Consider the following 15,301-nt stretch of genomic DNA (forward strand, 5'->3'; position numbering starts at 1 on the left):
GCCTCAGGGACCGCCCTTGTTGCACTCGATCGGATCGGTCTTGCAGTCGGTCGGTACGAGCATCAGCCGGGCGGTGCCATCCGCCTGGGGTGCGACGAACGCCTGGACGGTGTCGTCCTGGTAGACCTGCACGGACTGCCGACTGGCCGGCGGCGGCAGGGGCTCGTCCGGCGTGGAAAGATTGCCGGCGTCGCTACCGATGGGCAGCCCCACAAGGCTGTAGGGCGTCCGAGCGAACGCGCCACGCACCGTGCCCTGGGCGTCGTTGATCTGGATGTAGCGGGTCGAGCCGCGCGCGAACACGTAGACGTGCCAGTTAGGGCTTGAGCTGACGTCGGTGGCGTTCGGCCAGGACTGGCCCAGGCCGGTGGAGGGAGGCGAGGCGGCGAGCGCCGGGCCGGCAAGGAGCCCGGCGAGCAGGGCGAGGGACGGCAAGGTACGGCGGACGTGCATAGGACCTCCATGGTCGTACGGGTGGCCCGAGCGTAGCGCGGGACAGCGCGGGTCCGTACGGGCAAATTCGGTAAGAAACCAGCGCCCTCGTCGCTTACAGTCCCAGGTCGGACAAACCCGGGTGGTCGTCTGGCCGGCGGCCGAGCGGCCAATGGAACTTGCGCTCGCTTTCCTTGATCGGCATGTCGTTGATGCAGGAGAAGCGGTGGCGCATCAGGCCGTCGGCTTCGAATTCCCAGTTTTCGTTGCCATACGAACGGAACCAGTTGCCGGCGTCGTCATGCCATTCGTAGGCGTATCGCACGGCGATGCGATGGTCGGTGAACGCCCAGAGTTCCTTGATCAGTCGATAATCCAGCTCTTTCTTCCATTTGCGCGCCAGGAATTGTCGAGCCTCTTCACGGCCGTTCGTGAATTCGGTGCGGTTGCGCCAGACCGTATCGAGCGAGTAGGCGAGCGATACCTTGTCGGCGTCGCGCGTGTTCCAGCCGTCTTCAGCGAGTCGTACTTTTTCGACCGCCGATTCACGGGTGAAGGGCGGAAGGGGCGGGCGATGTTGAACTGGGGACACGGTAGATCCTCCATCAGAATGGACGCGGCTTGGGCTTGGGGATGTTCTGGATCGGAAGGGCGCTAGCTGGCGCGCCGTTCCAGCACCAACTGCGCAAGGCTCCTTGCATGGTCGGCGGCGGCATGATCGCCCGTGACATAGGCCACGGTAATGGCGCCTTCGATCAGTACGAGCAGTTGCCGGGCTACGACGTCCGGCTGCTCGATCTTTAGTTGTCCGGCGAGTTCGAGCGTGTATTCCAGCAGCCTCTGCTTGTGCAGCCTGGCAATCCGACGAACCGGATCGTCGGGGTCGCCCGTTTCGCCGGCGGTGTTGATGAACGCGCAACCACGGAATCCCGCCGACTCGAACCAGGCTTTGAGCACGGTAAACAGGTTGAGGATGCGGTCCTTCGGGTCGTCAGCCTTGTCACATTCGGCTCGGAACCATTGCATCCAGCGGACGTCTCGCGCGCTGAGGGCTGCGGCCGCCACTTCGTCCTTGTTGGTGAAATGGCGGTAGATGCTTTTGCGTGCGACGCCGGAGGTCTTCACCAGAAGGTCCATGCCGGCGGCGTGTATACCGTTCCGATAAATCAGATCTTCGGCGGTCGTCAGGATTTTTTCTTTGGTGTCGTTCGTCGCCGTGTTCATGGCTCTAAGGTAGAACGATCGTTCTACCGTTGTCAACGGCCGCGGCTGCGGCGAGATGGCGGCGCAAAACCGCAGTTTGTCGCACCTGTTCCAGGAGGATGGCCCTGATCCACGCTTCCAGCGGACCGCATCCCGTCGGGCCGCTCAGCGGAATGAACTTCCTGGCCCACGCCCAGACGGCACCGATTCGGTCACGGCGTCGTACTGGGCTCATCGAGGCCGGCAAGTCGTTGCCACAGCCAGTCGGACGCAGGTTGAAGCTCGGCACCTTTTCGCTTAGCCACGGAAATCGACAGCATGCGATCGGATTTCCACGACGTGGACGCCAGTTCGACGAGCTTTCCGGACGCAAGATCGTCGATCACCCAATGTCGCGGCATCCCTCCCCATCCCAACCCGGCGAGGAGCATGCCGTGGCCGCGCCAAGATCGTTGATGTGCCAGATGTTGGGCGAACACAACGACGTCTCCCTCCCCCGCGTGCGTCCGGGTCGAACAGCGCGATCTGGACGTGATCGGTCAGATCCTCCGACCTGACCTCTTTCGCGATCGTCGCCAGCGGATGATGCGCCGAGACCACGGCGATGACGGGCGCGGGCGCGACGGTGACGACATCCAGTTCCGGATGTATCTGCGACGTGCCGTCCAGGAGTCCCAGGGTCGCCTCATGATCCATCACCTCGCTCGCTGCCCCGCCCGCGTTGTGCATGATCACGCGGGGCGAAACATCGGGCCAGGCGAGCCTGAACGCTTTCAGGGCCCGATAGAGATCGCACATGGGAAACATGGCGTCGACGGCTAACCGCACTTCCGTTTCCGCTCCCGCTGCCAGCTCTCTGGACACCGCCTGAAAGACATTCACTTCGTTGCAGATACGACGTGCGCGCGCCAGGAGCGTGCTGCCGGCGACCGTGATCGACGGGCGATAGGCGCTCCTGTCGAAAAGCGTCACGCCGAGCTGGTCTTCCATGCGCTTGACGCTATAGCTCACCAACGACTGGGTTTTACCCAAGGCGCGGGCCGCTGCCGAGAAGCTTCCGTGATCCGCGGCAGCGATGAAAACCCGAAGCTGGTCGAGCGAAAAGGCATCTCCATCGGGGATCTTGATTATCGTCCTTACGGCGAGCAGACATTGGGGCTATCCTCCCCGGGATTTGGTTATTCCGGTCATGTGAACGACCCCGATACGGGTTTGGTCTATATGCAGGCCCGTTACTTCGACCCGACCATTGGCCGGTTCTACGGAGTCGATCCCAAAGCTCCCGATCCGGGCAAACTCGAAAACTTCAATCGGTACGCTTACGCACGGAATAACCCGGTGCGATATGTTGATCTGGATGGCAAGCAGTCGTGGTGTACGCCAGGAAATTGTGGTGCTGATAGCTATCTCAAAGCTTCAAATGATATTGCTTACTTTCGAGAAAACTTCGATGTTGTCGCGGAGGTTAAAGGGGCTGGTGGACCTGGGCTGGAGTTGAACTACAACTTGTCGCAAGGGCGAGTAGAACTGAATTTTCTACCGGTCGCTCAGGGGGCGGAATTGAGCGTTTAAGCACAACCCAAGACGCCCATCGCAGTGCCGATCGTAGATACGCCGATCACGGGGAAGATGGCGATGAGTTGGGGTGTGGGTGCCGACATCGCGGCAGTGGCTAAGCTTGGGCTCGATGTCAAATACGATCCAGGTGGTAAGTTCGAGTTGACACCCAAAGCAGGATTTGGCGCCGGAGAGTTTCAGCAGTTTTCCCCTCGATCAATTTGCTGGAGTGGCGGGCTCCGCAGGATCAGGAGCATAAGGCTACAAATCAATAGGAAGCATCATGACCCCGGCCCAGTCCCTACTTATCGCGGTAATTTATGGCGCTATCTACTACGTTCTTGCACGCGGAGCGGTCGGCCGCGTCATGGACGTGGATGATGCTTATAAGGGTCGTTGGACGCGGCCGGGCCTCGGCGCGAATCCGACAAACTCGTTCGCTATTGTGCACATCATTTTTAATATGAACCTCCCGAAGGCGAGTTACCCTGCGCCGCTTAAGCTGCGTATCTGGACGGCGCGAGTGATGTTATGGCTTTGGCCTTTTGTGCTCCTTGGCGCTTTGTTCGTCGATTGGCGCTGAGTCGCCTTTGACTTTCCGTGCCAACGTACCGTGTGCTTCATTGGACGGCCGATGACTTATCCATTGCACCACGTGGAAGAGGAGCTTGCTCGGCCAAAGCCGTCATCAGCGGCGTCGCGATCACGACTTCGCAGCCGGCAAGAAAGCACCTCATGTGATAGATATCGGCGCCATGAGACCTCATCTCGGGGACAGGGCTGCCCATCGTTGGTCGTTCGGACAGAAGGTGTTCCTGCTGGGCGAGTGGAGGCTCGAACAGGTGATGTTCGAACGTACGTCCGATCGCCTCTCCGCGCGGGGGCGTGCGCGGTAGGCGCGATAGATCACCTGTCGCTCGCGAAGCAATCCGCAGCAAAGCACTTCGGGTCAGATAGCGCTGAGTCCGCCGTCGACGACGAGTTCGGCGCCGGCGATGTAACTGCCCTGGCTCGATGCGATGAATAGCACCGCGTCCGCGACCTCTTCCGTTCGCCCCAGTCGCCCCATCGGCACGAGTTGGTTAAACATGTCTTCAGCGCCCGGTCGGGTGTCGAGGTAGCCGCGCATCAGCTGCGTCTCCGTGCCACCGGGCGCGACGACATTGACGCGGATGCCGCGGTCCTTGAGGTCGGCTGTCCAACTGCGGGCAAACGAGCGCACGGCCGCCTTGGTTGCGTTGTAAAGCGACTGGCCTGGAAATCCTTTGCTGCCAGCGACAGACCCGTTGAGCACCACCGCGCTGCCCGCACCGAGCAAGGGCAGGGCCTTCTGGACGGTGAAGAGCAGGCCGCGGACATTGACACCAAAGATGCGCTCGAAGTCGTGCGCCGTGATGTCGTCCAGCGAAAGCGCCTCGGAGTCCGCCGTGCCTGCGTTCGCGAAGAGCACGTCCAGCCTGCCGTGATCCTCGCGGATGCGGTCGTAAAGGCGGTCCAGATCGGCGGCGTTGGCCACGTCGCCCTGGACGCCTACGGCCCTTTCGCCGAGCGTGGCAAGCGCGGCGTCCAACCGGTCCTGCCGCCGACCGGTGATGTACACGCGAGCACCTTCCGCGACGAATGCCTTCGCCGTCGCCAGGCCAATGCCTTCGCTGCCACCGGTGATGGCCACGATTTTGCCGTCGAAACGTTGGTTCAGCACTGATCTTTCCTTAAATGGAGGTTTGCTCCACTTAATATATGGAGGCATCATCCGCTTTGCAACCAGGACCTTCCATGACCGATCCCTCCCCGACCCTCGACGAGACGCCGCTGCGTGCGGACGCTGCGCGCAACCGCGAGCGCATCCTCACGGCGGCGGACGAGGTGTTCCTGGAGCGTGGTGCCGATGCCTCGCTCGACGACATCGCCAAGCGCGCGAAGGTCGGTATCGGCACGCTCTATCGCCGGTTTCCCACGCGCGAGGCATTGCTCGGAGCGCTTTGCGACGAGCGGTTGCTTGCGCTGGCGGCGAACAGCCGGTCACGCGATGACGCGATGGACCCCGATGCATCCCTGCGTACGTTTATGATCGAACTCGCGATGCACGCCAGCCATTACCAAGGACTCGCCGTTCTGCTGGGGACCGTGCTCAAGAGCCACACGACGGGATGCCAGGCGGGACGTGCCGAGGGTGAGCGGCTGTTGAAGCGCGCACAGGAGGCAAAGGTCGTCTCAGGCACTGTTTCGTTCGACGATCTGCTTTGCGTGATCACGGCCATCTGCCTCGCCGTGGAGCAGGGCGGCCCGACGACGTCCCGCGTCACGCACCTGGTCGACCTGTTTCTCAATGGCATCAGCGTGCGCTGAACATCACCAACCGTCGTGGCGGGGGGGGGGGGGGCGAAGCCAGGAGCGGTGCTATCGACCGCCGACGACGCGACACCGCTGCGGCATGCGGTCATGGCGCCAAACGATGAGCGGGATGTTGTTCCCGGCTTCATCCCGCAAAGATACGGATGGGTAACGCACACCCTTGAATCATCAGTATCACCCGGGGCATCACGGCGCCCGCTTGACGATTCAGCCGTGCACCTCGCTGAGCTTGGTGCAATGACGGGGCATGGGATGGCTTGCGATGGCTTGCGATGGATGCCGTCGTTTTCGTCACCGTCACGGGTTCGGCACCTGCCTGTCGTGCGAAGGGTGGAGGACTCTACGCTCAACGAGCGCCGTTCGACTCACCGTTCAGGTCGGACGAAAGGCGGTCGACAAAATCGCGCACCATGCGCGGGATGTAGCGCGCGGTGGGGAAAATCGCGTGTATCGGCAGCGAGGTCGTCCGATACGTGGTGAGTACCCTCACGAGTGTGCCGTCGTCCAAGGCATCGGCCAGGGCAAAGTCGGGACCATACACAATGCCGCCGTTCGTGATGGCTGCGGTACGGAGGATGTCCATGTTGTCGGCCTGCATGCGAACCGTCGGCAGTCCTGTTTGTCGGTGACCGTCGGGCCCGATGAAGGTCCAGTCTCCGCGCGACACGGCGCCCTTGAAGGCAAGGCAGGCGTGTCTATGTAGATCTGCCGGCTGCGCTGGCACACCGTGAGCCTGCAGGTAGCCTGGGGCGGCACATGCCACCATATGGCATGTGCCGACGCGCCGCACCGTGAGCGCGTTGTCGGACAACTCGCCAATGCGTATGGCCAAATCAACGCCCGAAGCCAGCAGGTCGACGTGCCGGTCCGTGAGATCGAGGTGGACTTGCATACTGGGGTGCGCGGCAAGATAGCGGGCGACCGTCGGGCCAACGCGCCGGGCACCGAAAGTGATGGGTGCTGACACGCGAAGCGTGCCCCGGAGGGCATGGTCGCGGTCGGTGACCTCCCGGGCAGCGTCCTCCAATTCAGCCAGGATGGGTTTGCAGCGCTCGACGTACCGCTGGCCGGCTTCCGTCATGGTCAGCGTTCGGGTGCTGCGTTGAAGCAGCCGCACGTTCAACTGCGCCTCCAGTGCGCGCAGGTGCCGGCCCGCCATGGCGGGCGACAGGCCAAGCTGGCGCCCTGCTGCGGCGAGGCTGCCGCTTTCGACGGCGCACACCAGCACCCGGATGGCGAGTAGTTGATCCATGGTCTGATTATGTACTTTGAGTATCGATTATCAATCAGTTTCGTCCATTCCGTACGGCCACGATCGACGTCATCCTTTCTGCACCGTCCGATCATGGTCGAAGGAGCAGAAAATGAAGATCCAGAGCAATGGCGTGTCACTGAACGTGCGGGTGAAAGGCGATGGAGAGCTGACCCTTGTATTTCTCCACTACTGGGGCGGGTCGTCCCGGACCTGGCACCACGTCACGGGCATCCTCGCCGGCCGTTTCCAGACGGTCGCCGTCGACCAGCGCGGGTGGGGAGAGTCAGCTGCGGGAAGCGGTGATTTCAGCGTGGAGACCCTGGCTGACGATGTCCAGGGCATCATCGACACGCTGGCGCTCAAGCGCTACCTGATCGTGGGTCACTCCATGGGAGGGAAGATCGCCCAGCTTCTTGCTTCGCGTCGTCCCGTGGGCCTTGCCGGCGTCGTGCTGGTCGCCCCCGGTTCTCCGGGGCCGTCGATCTTCCCACTTGAGCAGCGAAAGATGATGGCCCACGCTTACGACACGCGCGAATCGATAACCGCAACGGTCGCCCAGGTCCTGGCGGGCAAGACGCTTTCGGATGCTGACCTCGCCCAGGTCGTCGAAGACAGCCTGCGGGGTGCGCCAGAAGCAAAGGTCGCTTGGCCAATGGCCACGATGATGGAAGACATCCGCAGCAGCGTCGCGCACATCAGCGTGCCCGTGCTCGTCGTCGCAGGTGAGTGGGACAAGGTTGACCCCGTCGAGCTGCTTTCGTCCCATGTCCTTCCCCATCTCCCCGGTGCCAACCAGGCTGTTTTGCCCCGCACCGGACATTTGTCACCCCTTGAATCGCCCGTTGAACTTTCGGCGCTCATTGACCGGTTTGCCCATCACTGCGGTGGATGATGGGGTTGCGCCACCGGCGGCCGTGGAAGCCCGGATCGGACGCTTCCGCTGAGGACGGCGAATTCGACCCCGACATCCATGCTTCATCCCAGCAGGCGGCTGTCGGTATCCGTCGCCTTGCGCAAGAGCCGCGCCGGCCCTGATCTAATGGGTCATCGGTGCCTTGAGCTCAGGGGTAAACAGCCTCCATCGGCCGTCTTCGCCCTCAAGGCTCAGGTAGGCCTCACCGTGGGCGTTGCGTAATCGCGCGGCAAGCTTTGCTGCGCAAGCGACCGCCTGATGACGGGACGAGAAGGTGCAGCTCTCGCCCTCGGGGCACGCCACACGCCAAAGGTTGTCGGGCGGATGGAGAGGAATATCGAAGACGACCATCGAACCGGGCACCTGGGGTGAGGGCGATTCACTATGCCCAGTCCGGTGTTTTCCTGTGTCAATGACGCCAACACGATTGTGAAGAATGAGCCGGGTCAACCGCGCCGGGCCGGGCCGGCGCGGAACCCCCGGCACATCGACGGATAACGAAACGTCGCACCCGGGTAGGCGTCGATCGTGCAGACGCCAGGTGGCCGATCGACGCATACCGATGGGGGCGACCGCCGTGAGGTTTTTTTGCTTGGATATGCCCACGCGACGATGCGGTGGCGCAACGCGTCGCGAGTCGCCAAGCCCGGCTGGTTTAGCTTTCGACGGCTCTCTATGATGGATGTCCCATCCCGCGTCTTAAATGACATGTCTGTTGCCGCGAGCAAGAAATCCGATGTGCTTTTGACGCAAGCGTCCCCCGACGACCTGGACCGCCTGGTGTCCATACGGATCGAGGCCATGCGTGAAAGCCTTGAGCGCCTGGGGCGATTCGATCCGGTTCGTGCTCGCCATCGGTTTGTGGACGGCTTCGATGCCAGCGCGACACGACGCATCGAGTTGTCGGGCATGCTGGTGGGTTTCGTGGTTCTCAAGACCGTTGGCGATGAGTGGTTGCTCGATCACCTTTACGTAACACCGCGCGTCCAGGGCAAAGGGATCGGTTCAGAGGTGCTCTCCCGCATCGTCAAGGAAGCCGACGAGGCGGGGAAGCCGATACGAGTGGGGGCGCTGAAGGAAAGCGATTCGAATCGCTTCTATGTTCGCCATGGCTTTGTCCACGTCGGTAGCGGCGAGTTCGATAACTACTATGTTCGGGTCAAGGAGGGGATGGATTCCCGTTCACCGCTCGCGAGCATGCCGAGCTGGACACGTTCATGACCCGACCCACGCCGGGTAGGCGCAGCATCATGGCCTGGGTGGCCGCACGCGATCCGGTGACGTGGGTCTGGTGATGTGGCGAACCGCTTCCGCGGCGGCGTTGCTGGACGAGCCATCCTCGGTGTCGACGACCCCGGTGTGGTTGACCCCTATCTCAAGACGTCCCTGTACAGACCGCATGATCTGCGATGTAGCGTTGATCTATGGCCTGGCGCGGATGGACCGTGGGCCACCGTGACGGTTACCGACAACAGCTTACGCAGAGGCTATGAAAGGCGACCAAGGCCAGGGGCCACCACGGTGGCGAAAAGCGCGACGATGACCAGGGCGACGCCGATGAATGCGTAACTTCGACGAATGGGACGGCTCGTCACGTCATTTTTCTGCACGGAGAAAAGAAGCATCACGTGCCCGAAGGGTGCAACGGCAAATGTCATAAATCCATCCATGGCCGAAGCAAGAGCGCCGCCGTGCCATAACGCAGCAAGAGCCGGCGCAGAGAGCGCGGCGCCAAGGTAGGGAACGATCAGGCGCATACGACGGCCTTCAATCAATGAGGCGGCCGCCCGCCGCATGACCTGAAATGTCAGCCAGTAACCAACGATACCCAGGCTAGCCGCCATCACGTGCCATTCCTTTGGCCAGTCTAAATCCCTGGCTACGTGGCCCCAGTCATCGCTACCGTCAACCGCCTCCGCAACCATCTGGGCGAAGAACCAGAATAGAAGCATGCTCGCGATCGTAAACAGGGCTAGCCTGACGAGCGGATCTCGCGACCGACGCCGGAATACGAAAAGCACGGCTAGACATCCGACAAACAAGGCGCCGATGGGGCCTCCACCGTCCGCAATCCAGGTCGCCCCGTCGCATCTGAAAACGAGAAAGGTCAGAAGGGTTATGGTTCCGCCATCCAGCGCACACCCCAGCCCGTGGCCGATCATCTCGTGAGCGACTGAGCCAATAATGGCAACCAGGGCGCCAAGCACGGTCATTACTAACCAGTCGTCGCTTGCCGGGTCGTATCGGGTTTTTCGCATCTGTCCGACTCACCAAAAAAATGTGTCCACTAGGTGCGGACACCAAGCTGCTCCAGCGCCGTCCGTGCGGCGGACCCATCCTCCTCCACGCGAATATTTGTCCCCAGCGCTGGCGCTAGAGTTCCCTATAAAAAATTGCTGCTCCCCCTCTGTCAGAAACGTCAGTTAAGCTGCCGATGCTGCATCGCCTCATACACCCACAAGGCCTTGTGCCGCGACAGCGTTTCTTCGCCCATGAGCACGGATTGCAATGGGCGAGTGTATGAACGAGCTCGATGCAGAATAGCGAATCCGTGGGTCTCCAAATCACCCCGGTAGACGCAGTTCGCACGAACAAGCCAAGGTAGCTGGACCAACACATCGACGTTTTAGCCGAGGCCCATGGAGACGACAATGCCTGGCAAATCGGGCATCGCCAGACCGGTTTGGAGGTTCTCGACAATGAACACATGCGAGACGGGCCAACGAAGACCCGCAAGGTCGTCACCCTATGGTTACCTAGGCGCGGACGCGGTGGACTGGCCTCAGCGCAGCCTGGTCCGTCCGTAGCAGAGTGTGCTGAGGCCGCCCCGGGATCACGACGATCTGCCTGGCCGAAGGGGTAGCCATGGGTGTGTTTGGGTGACGGCGGCATGAGGTGTCTTCGGTCGGTTGCCGACGTCTTCGTCGTTTCCACAGGTTCGGCACCCTGCCCATCGTCACGGTTGACTGACCATGCGTAAGATCATATCTTGCATTGCAAGATGAAAAGCCCTGACGACAAAGCCACGGACCTCTCGCGTCGCTCGCAACTGCTTAAAGGCCTCGCTGAACTGGCCGTTCTCAGTGCCATGCGAGACGGGCCGCAGTATGGATTGAGCATTGTCGATCGTCTCAACGACGAAGCGGGCCTCGACGTTGCCGAGGGCAGCATTTACCCGCTCTTGCATCGGCTCGAGAAAGCAGGCTCCGTGCGCTCGGAGTGGCTGATCGTGGAGGAGGGGGCCCGGCCGCGGAAATATTACGAACTGACAGAGGACGGGCATTCCGAACTCGCGGCAGCCACGGCGCAGTGGAGCAGGATCAGCCATTCACTCACCGGATTCCTTCGCAGAAAGGTTCCTCATGAATCCGAATAACGCTGTCACCACGCGCGTTTGGCTACGTCGCCTTCGTTGGTCACTCAGCGCGCTCCCTCGCGCGGATCGCGATGACGTCACGTGCGAGATCGAATCGCATATCAGCGACCGAATCGCCCAAGGCATGATTGAGGAGCACGTGCTTACGGCATTGGACCCACCCGAGTGCTATGCCCGTGCGTTTCTGGATGATTTTGAGTTGAACGCTGCTCTCGCGAATCAAGGTCTTCTGGCCATGGGCAAGGTCGCGTTGCACCGGATCACGCGGAGTTTGGCGGCGTTCGTTGGCGTGGTCGCTGCGGGGTGCCTGGGCGTTATGGCCATGGCTCTCCGTAGAATCAGATACGTTGTTCCTGATTTAACCGGGACGGTTCATTTGTCGTCATCACGAGCATGGGGCACTATCCGCCCTTGGCGTTACTATTCAAGGACACTGCCATGCCCCCACGTTCGCACCGGACCGCTTGGATTCTCCTGGCTGGTCTTGCGCTATCCGGCTCGGCGTGTGCCGCCGAGCCATCGGCCGTAACCATTCGTACCCAATCATATCCTCGACTGCCGTATTCGGAAGCGACCTATTACGTCTACGAGCGGGATGGGAAAGTCATCTGCACAAAATTGAAGATTTGCGACAAGTACGAGCACTGCGACGTGGACTACCACGCTGGCGCCTACCTGGATCCGCTGGACCAGCGTACGGACGATCCGTACGGGATCACCGCTGCGGCGCCGATTCCCAAGGCCAAGCGGGCCAAGCACGAGTGTCTGGCGAAGTTCGTGCCTGACGCCCTCTGACGCTCGCAGTCAAAAAGGCCGGCTCGTGACGCTTCACTGAGAAGCTGGGTCGGCGTTGGTCAAACGTTGAGCCAAGCGGGTGCGCGTGAGACACCATCGATTTGGACCGCCACACCACATCCGCGTCCATGCGTTCCCCTCGCTCGTCAGACTAGGCGAAGAATTGCCCACGTAGATGGAGGTTGTGGTTGTGACATGCCACACGCCCGCTCCGCGGACGACGTCAGGTAGATCGGCGTGGTCCAGCAGCAGGTTGCTGCGACGCTGGCCTTGGACATCACGCCGGTGCCGGCGCCCAGCACCGGCTACGCCACCGGCAGCTATACCGTAGCGGTCGCGCCGTGATGGACTGTACTCAACAGGTGTGCGGCGAGGGCAGCAGCGCGCCGTCGCCCAAAGGTCCAGCCCTCCCGAGGTACGCACACGCCAGACGCCGGCCGGGTGTTCGGACAAGCGAATACATCGCTGAGTGTCTAGCCGCCAACGGCTATCGATCGCCTGTGGCGACCGAAGCTGCTATCCCGTAACTTGCGTGTCCATTGGACCGGGGCAAGCTCAACGTGCCTGCTCAGAAGGCGGCAAGGCGAAGTGCCCAAACGGGCGTGTCGCTTGCTCGGCTAGCAGGTCGACGAACGCACGCACCTTCGGTGGTCGAAAGCGTGCCGTGGGGAAAACGACGTGGATGCCGCCCGAAGGCAGGCCCCATGTCGGCAGAACGCGAATCAGCCGCCCGGCCGCCACGTCGTCCGCAATGGCGTAATCGGGCAACACTGAGAGCCCCACCCCCATCAGAACCGCCTGACGCACCGGTAGTGTCGCGTCAAGCAATAGTGAGGCCGGCAGGTCAACCTCCCGCGCCTCACCGTCGCTTCGCGAAAACCGCCAGCGCAAGGGCTCACGAAGGATGGTATTGGCGACGAAAGGAAGCCGCGCGACGTCTTCCGGGCCATCAAGACGATCAACGTCCGCTTGCCAGTGTGGCGCCGCCACCAGCCACTGATGGAACGTACCGATGCGACGAGCTTGTAATTGCGTATCGGTGATCCAGCCCACGCGCACGGCCAGCTCGATGTTGCGTGCCATCATGTCCAGTGTCTGGTCGCTGAGTACCGCGTCGACCTTGCACTGAGGATATCTCTGCATGAAGGTCGCGATGGCCGGTACGACCACGCCGATGCCGTAGTCCAACGGAGCTGTGAGCCGCAGTTCACCCGAAGGCTCGCTCGCTGTTTCGGAGAGTTCGCCGAAGGCGTCTTCTGCATCACGAAGGATCGCCGCGCAGCGCCGGTAAAACGCCAGCCCGGCTTCGGTGGGGCGCACGGTCCGTGTCGTCCGGAACAACAAGGCCGTGCGGAACTCCGCCTCCAGCCGGGCGACCTGCTGGCTCACCACGGCCTTCGTGATCCCCAGGCGTTCCGCGGCAGCGGTGAACGACCCACATTCCACGACGGCGGCAAAATACCCGAGACGCTTGAGATTTCCCCAGTCGGCCATGGATGCTCACTGTATGCCAATGATAGACAGTCTGTGTATTTCGGAGTGATTTATAAGTCAATAGGGGCCACCTACGATGTGCGCCAACGCCGTCCTGGAAGTAGCATCCATGCATCTTCGTACTGCACATCCCTGGCTCAAGCGGGTTCTTGCGGCCGGGGCGTCGTTCCTGAGCTGGGCGGTCCATGCGACCCCACCGGTCCGCGATGTCGTCCTGGTCCATGGTGCGTTCACCGACGGATCGAGTTGGTCAACAGTGATCTCCGGACTGCAGCGGGATGGCTATCGGGTCACCGCTGTACAAAATCCGCTGACCTCGTTGGCCGATGATGTGGCGGCTACGCAGCGGGTACTTGCCCGACAGGGCGGCGACGTGGTGCTGGTCGGGCATTCTTGGGGTGGCGCTGTCGTCACCGAAGCAGGAAACGCCGCCAACGTGAAAGCCATCGTCTACCTGTCCGCCCTGGTTCCTGACAGTGGCGAGTCGGTAGCGACGTTGCTCAAACGTCTGGATGCACCGATGACCGGCATGACGCCGGACAGCGACGGCTTACTCTGGCTCACCGACCCGGATGCCTATCGACGGACGATGGCGGGCGACTTGCCGAAAGGTCGAGTCGAACATTTGGCCTCCGTGGCGCCCCCGATCGCAGCCAGTGCATTCGATGACTCGGTGTCTCATGCGGCGTGGCGAGACAAGCCGGCCTGGTATCTCGTCACGGTAGGCGACGGGGCGTTGCCCTCGAACGTGCAGCGGGCCATCGCAGAGCGTATCCATGCGCAGACATCCTCGGTGGCGTCGAGCCATCTTTCGCCCGTATCTCATCCGATGGCCGTGGTGAAACTCATCGAAAAGGCGGCGAACGCGGTATCGCGCTGACGGAGCCTCTGTCGCCCCTTGGTTGCCAATCGTCGTCGGTCGCGCCGACGCATCCCCTCCTGTCAATTATTCTCGGAGACTTCACCATGCAACTGCTTCATCTGGATTCCAGCATCCTAAGGGACGCATCGGTCTCGCGCGCCCTTAGCGCGGCGGTGGTCGATACGGCACGTCTTCGCCATCCAGGCATCGTGGTGGTCTATCGCGATCTCGTCGCTGATCCGGTGCCACACCTGGACGGCGCGATCGCTGCGGGGTTTCGTCCGGTGGCCGGCAACGATGCCGATAGCGTGACGCACGCAGAGCACGAACGCTCCCGATCATTGGTCGACGAGTTTCTCGCCAGCGACCTGATCGTGATTGGCGCGCCGATGTACAACTTCTCTGTGTCCACCCAACTCAAGGCATGGATCGATCGCATCGCACAGCCGGGAAAAACGTTTCAGTACACCGCCCAAGGCCCCGTCGGCCTGGCGGCAGGAAAACGGGTGATCGTCGCTTCCACGCGCGGCGGGATGTATTCCGCGGGACCGGCGGCTGCGATGGACTTTCAGGAAGCGTACTTGAAAGCCATGTTCGGTTTTCTCGGCATCATTGATGTGACGTTTGTGCGGGCGGAGCAGTTAAGTCGTGGCGACGAACTGCGCGCACAATCGATCTGTGACGCCCATGCGGCCATCGACGCGGACTGTTTTCTTGCCTCTCACTGACCCATAAGGAGAACACCATGCTCTATATCGTTACCTTGACATACAGTCGGCCAAAGGTCGAAGTCGACGGCCATCTGGACGCGCATCGCAGTTGGCTGGTCGAGCAGGTCCGCGCTGGCCGCGTTCTGGCGGCCGGGCCGATCGATACAGGCTTGGGTGGGCTGATTCTGGCTCACGCCGAAAATCGGTCAACACTGGATGCGGCACTGGTGGCCGATCCGTTTTATGTGCACGGCGTGGCCGACTTCCACGTGCAGCCGTTTTCGCCTGCGCTGCGTGCCAATATGTTTCCGGCGGCGTGGGCCGTCGATGCCAAGGCCGTGTAGTGGCG

19 protein-coding genes and 2 pseudogenes are annotated in these 15,301 nt (G+C 61.8%); 11 read left to right on the plus strand and 10 right to left on the minus strand.

From position 1 onward, the window contains the following. Positions 1 to 3 precede the first annotated feature (3 nt). The 5 genes and pseudogenes from PI246_RS01990 to PI246_RS02005 all read right to left on the minus strand — a co-directional run. Positions 4 to 453, minus strand: coding sequence for a hypothetical protein (locus PI246_RS01990; protein ID WP_320549608.1), 450 nt, complete (start codon positions 451 to 453; stop codon positions 4 to 6). Positions 454 to 547: 94 nt separating this feature from the next. Beyond that, on the minus strand, positions 548 to 1,024 hold the full coding sequence (locus PI246_RS01995; protein ID WP_320549609.1) for a nuclear transport factor 2 family protein: 477 nt from the start codon (positions 1,022 to 1,024) through the stop codon (positions 548 to 550). A gap of 62 nt (positions 1,025 to 1,086) precedes the next feature. Next, complete coding sequence (locus tag PI246_RS02000; RefSeq protein WP_320549610.1) at positions 1,087 to 1,656, minus strand: TetR/AcrR family transcriptional regulator; 570 nt, start codon at positions 1,654 to 1,656, stop codon at positions 1,087 to 1,089. Between the two features lie 191 nt (positions 1,657 to 1,847). After that, positions 1,848 to 2,066 carry a LysR substrate-binding domain-containing protein gene (locus tag PI246_RS18445; protein ID WP_369335404.1) on the minus strand — a complete coding sequence of 73 codons (219 nt, stop codon included), beginning with the start codon at positions 2,064 to 2,066 and terminating at the stop codon, positions 1,848 to 1,850. Positions 2,067 to 2,163: 97 nt separating this feature from the next. Continuing rightward, positions 2,164 to 2,784, minus strand: a pseudogene (locus PI246_RS02005) (LysR family transcriptional regulator); the annotation flags it as partial. Here PI246_RS02005 and PI246_RS02010 point away from each other — a divergent pair. Beyond that, a complete protein-coding gene (locus PI246_RS02010; protein ID WP_320549611.1) occupies positions 2,695 to 3,207 on the plus strand; it encodes an RHS repeat-associated core domain-containing protein in 513 nt (170 codons plus the stop codon). The pseudogene PI246_RS02005 and the gene PI246_RS02010 overlap by 90 nt on opposite strands. A gap of 268 nt (positions 3,208 to 3,475) precedes the next feature. Beyond that, positions 3,476 to 3,775 carry a hypothetical protein gene (locus PI246_RS02015; RefSeq protein ID WP_320549612.1) on the plus strand — a complete coding sequence of 100 codons (300 nt, stop codon included), beginning with the start codon at positions 3,476 to 3,478 and terminating at the stop codon, positions 3,773 to 3,775. Between the two features lie 366 nt (positions 3,776 to 4,141). On the opposite strand, the gene PI246_RS02020 is transcribed toward PI246_RS02015, so the two are convergent. Beyond that, positions 4,142 to 4,891, minus strand: a complete 750-nt coding sequence (locus PI246_RS02020) for an SDR family NAD(P)-dependent oxidoreductase (RefSeq protein WP_320550236.1) — start codon at positions 4,889 to 4,891, stop codon at positions 4,142 to 4,144. 77 nt (positions 4,892 to 4,968) lie between these two features. Between PI246_RS02020 and PI246_RS02025 the strand changes: the two genes are divergently transcribed. Continuing rightward, a complete protein-coding gene (locus PI246_RS02025; protein ID WP_320549613.1) occupies positions 4,969 to 5,541 on the plus strand; it encodes a TetR/AcrR family transcriptional regulator in 573 nt (190 codons plus the stop codon). 352 nt (positions 5,542 to 5,893) lie between these two features. On the opposite strand, the gene PI246_RS02030 is transcribed toward PI246_RS02025, so the two are convergent. Continuing rightward, positions 5,894 to 6,799, minus strand: coding sequence for a LysR family transcriptional regulator (locus tag PI246_RS02030; RefSeq protein ID WP_320549614.1), 906 nt, complete (start codon positions 6,797 to 6,799; stop codon positions 5,894 to 5,896). 112 nt (positions 6,800 to 6,911) lie between these two features. Between PI246_RS02030 and PI246_RS02035 the strand changes: the two genes are divergently transcribed. Together PI246_RS02035 and PI246_RS02040 are read left to right on the plus strand one after the other, a co-directional pair. After that, positions 6,912 to 7,694, plus strand: a complete 783-nt coding sequence (locus PI246_RS02035; protein WP_320549615.1) for an alpha/beta fold hydrolase — start codon at positions 6,912 to 6,914, stop codon at positions 7,692 to 7,694. 549 nt (positions 7,695 to 8,243) lie between these two features. After that, on the plus strand, positions 8,244 to 8,936 hold the full coding sequence (locus PI246_RS02040; protein ID WP_320549616.1) for a GNAT family N-acetyltransferase: 693 nt from the start codon (positions 8,244 to 8,246) through the stop codon (positions 8,934 to 8,936). Positions 8,937 to 9,202: 266 nt separating this feature from the next. Here PI246_RS02040 and PI246_RS02045 read toward each other — a convergent pair whose 3' ends face one another. Continuing rightward, positions 9,203 to 9,928 carry a hypothetical protein gene (locus tag PI246_RS02045; RefSeq protein ID WP_320549617.1) on the minus strand — a complete coding sequence of 242 codons (726 nt, stop codon included), beginning with the start codon at positions 9,926 to 9,928 and terminating at the stop codon, positions 9,203 to 9,205. 206 nt (positions 9,929 to 10,134) lie between these two features. Next, positions 10,135 to 10,440 (minus strand): annotated as a pseudogene (locus PI246_RS18450) (Wadjet anti-phage system protein JetD domain-containing protein); the annotation flags it as partial. A 276-nt stretch (positions 10,441 to 10,716) separates the two neighbouring features. On the opposite strand from PI246_RS18450, the gene PI246_RS02050 reads away from it, so the two are divergent. The 3 genes from PI246_RS02050 to PI246_RS02055 are packed head-to-tail and all read left to right on the plus strand — an operon-like array spanning position 10,717 to position 11,886. Then, positions 10,717 to 11,091 (plus strand): PadR family transcriptional regulator, encoded by a 375-nt coding sequence (locus tag PI246_RS02050; RefSeq protein WP_320549618.1) that lies wholly within the window; start codon positions 10,717 to 10,719, stop codon positions 11,089 to 11,091. Continuing rightward, positions 11,078 to 11,620: an HAAS signaling domain-containing protein gene (locus PI246_RS18540; protein ID WP_407069764.1), complete on the plus strand. Its 543-nt coding sequence runs from the start codon at positions 11,078 to 11,080 to the stop codon at positions 11,618 to 11,620. The genes PI246_RS02050 and PI246_RS18540 overlap by 14 nt, the downstream gene beginning before the upstream one ends. Further along, positions 11,530 to 11,886, plus strand: coding sequence for a hypothetical protein (locus tag PI246_RS02055; protein ID WP_320549619.1), 357 nt, complete (start codon positions 11,530 to 11,532; stop codon positions 11,884 to 11,886). Before PI246_RS18540 ends, PI246_RS02055 begins: the two co-directional genes overlap by 91 nt. Before the next feature lie 555 nt (positions 11,887 to 12,441). On the opposite strand, the gene PI246_RS02060 is transcribed toward PI246_RS02055, so the two are convergent. Further along, the gene (locus PI246_RS02060) at positions 12,442 to 13,380 is read right to left on the minus strand and encodes a LysR family transcriptional regulator (RefSeq protein ID WP_320549620.1); all 939 of its coding nucleotides are present in this window, start codon (positions 13,378 to 13,380) and stop codon (positions 12,442 to 12,444) included. 109 nt (positions 13,381 to 13,489) lie between these two features. On the opposite strand from PI246_RS02060, the gene PI246_RS02065 reads away from it, so the two are divergent. The 3 genes from PI246_RS02065 to PI246_RS02075 all read left to right on the plus strand — a co-directional run bounded on the left by PI246_RS02065 (position 13,490) and on the right by PI246_RS02075 (position 15,296). Then, a complete protein-coding gene (locus tag PI246_RS02065) occupies positions 13,490 to 14,260 on the plus strand; it encodes an alpha/beta fold hydrolase (protein WP_320549621.1) in 771 nt (256 codons plus the stop codon). 86 nt (positions 14,261 to 14,346) lie between these two features. Next, entirely contained in the window at positions 14,347 to 14,970 is a 624-nt protein-coding gene (locus PI246_RS02070; RefSeq protein WP_320549622.1) for an FMN-dependent NADH-azoreductase, read from the plus strand. 17 nt (positions 14,971 to 14,987) lie between these two features. Next, positions 14,988 to 15,296 (plus strand): YciI family protein, encoded by a 309-nt coding sequence (locus tag PI246_RS02075; protein WP_320549623.1) that lies wholly within the window; start codon positions 14,988 to 14,990, stop codon positions 15,294 to 15,296. The last annotated feature ends 5 nt before the right edge of the window (positions 15,297 to 15,301 follow it).

This window comes from Luteibacter sahnii, from assembly GCF_034063545.1.
GTDB lineage: Bacteria > Pseudomonadota > Gammaproteobacteria > Xanthomonadales > Rhodanobacteraceae > Luteibacter > Luteibacter sahnii.

Bases quoted from the DNA above. Each gene is read 5' to 3' on its own strand.
- PI246_RS02070 (WP_320549622.1), top strand. From the start codon at position 14,347: ATGCAACTGCTTCATCTGGATTCCAGCATCCTAAGGGACGCATCGGTC.
- PI246_RS02065 (WP_320549621.1), top strand. From the start codon at position 13,490: ATGCATCTTCGTACTGCACATCCCTGGCTCAAGCGGGTTCTTGCGGCC.
- PI246_RS18540 (WP_407069764.1), top strand. From the start codon at position 11,078: ATGAATCCGAATAACGCTGTCACCACGCGCGTTTGGCTACGTCGCCTT.
- PI246_RS02060 (WP_320549620.1), bottom strand. From the start codon at position 13,380: ATGGCCGACTGGGGAAATCTCAAGCGTCTCGGGTATTTTGCCGCCGTC.
- PI246_RS02030 (WP_320549614.1), bottom strand. From the start codon at position 6,799: ATGGATCAACTACTCGCCATCCGGGTGCTGGTGTGCGCCGTCGAAAGC.
- PI246_RS02045 (WP_320549617.1), bottom strand. From the start codon at position 9,928: ATGACCGTGCTTGGCGCCCTGGTTGCCATTATTGGCTCAGTCGCTCAC.
- PI246_RS02035 (WP_320549615.1), top strand. From the start codon at position 6,912: ATGAAGATCCAGAGCAATGGCGTGTCACTGAACGTGCGGGTGAAAGGC.
- PI246_RS02055 (WP_320549619.1), top strand. From the start codon at position 11,530: ATGCCCCCACGTTCGCACCGGACCGCTTGGATTCTCCTGGCTGGTCTT.
- PI246_RS02015 (WP_320549612.1), top strand. From the start codon at position 3,476: ATGACCCCGGCCCAGTCCCTACTTATCGCGGTAATTTATGGCGCTATC.
- PI246_RS02000 (WP_320549610.1), bottom strand. From the start codon at position 1,656: ATGAACACGGCGACGAACGACACCAAAGAAAAAATCCTGACGACCGCC.
- PI246_RS18445 (WP_369335404.1), bottom strand. From the start codon at position 2,066: ATGCTCCTCGCCGGGTTGGGATGGGGAGGGATGCCGCGACATTGGGTG.
- PI246_RS01990 (WP_320549608.1), bottom strand. From the start codon at position 453: ATGCACGTCCGCCGTACCTTGCCGTCCCTCGCCCTGCTCGCCGGGCTC.
- PI246_RS02075 (WP_320549623.1), top strand. From the start codon at position 14,988: ATGCTCTATATCGTTACCTTGACATACAGTCGGCCAAAGGTCGAAGTC.
- PI246_RS02050 (WP_320549618.1), top strand. From the start codon at position 10,717: ATGAAAAGCCCTGACGACAAAGCCACGGACCTCTCGCGTCGCTCGCAA.
- PI246_RS02025 (WP_320549613.1), top strand. From the start codon at position 4,969: ATGACCGATCCCTCCCCGACCCTCGACGAGACGCCGCTGCGTGCGGAC.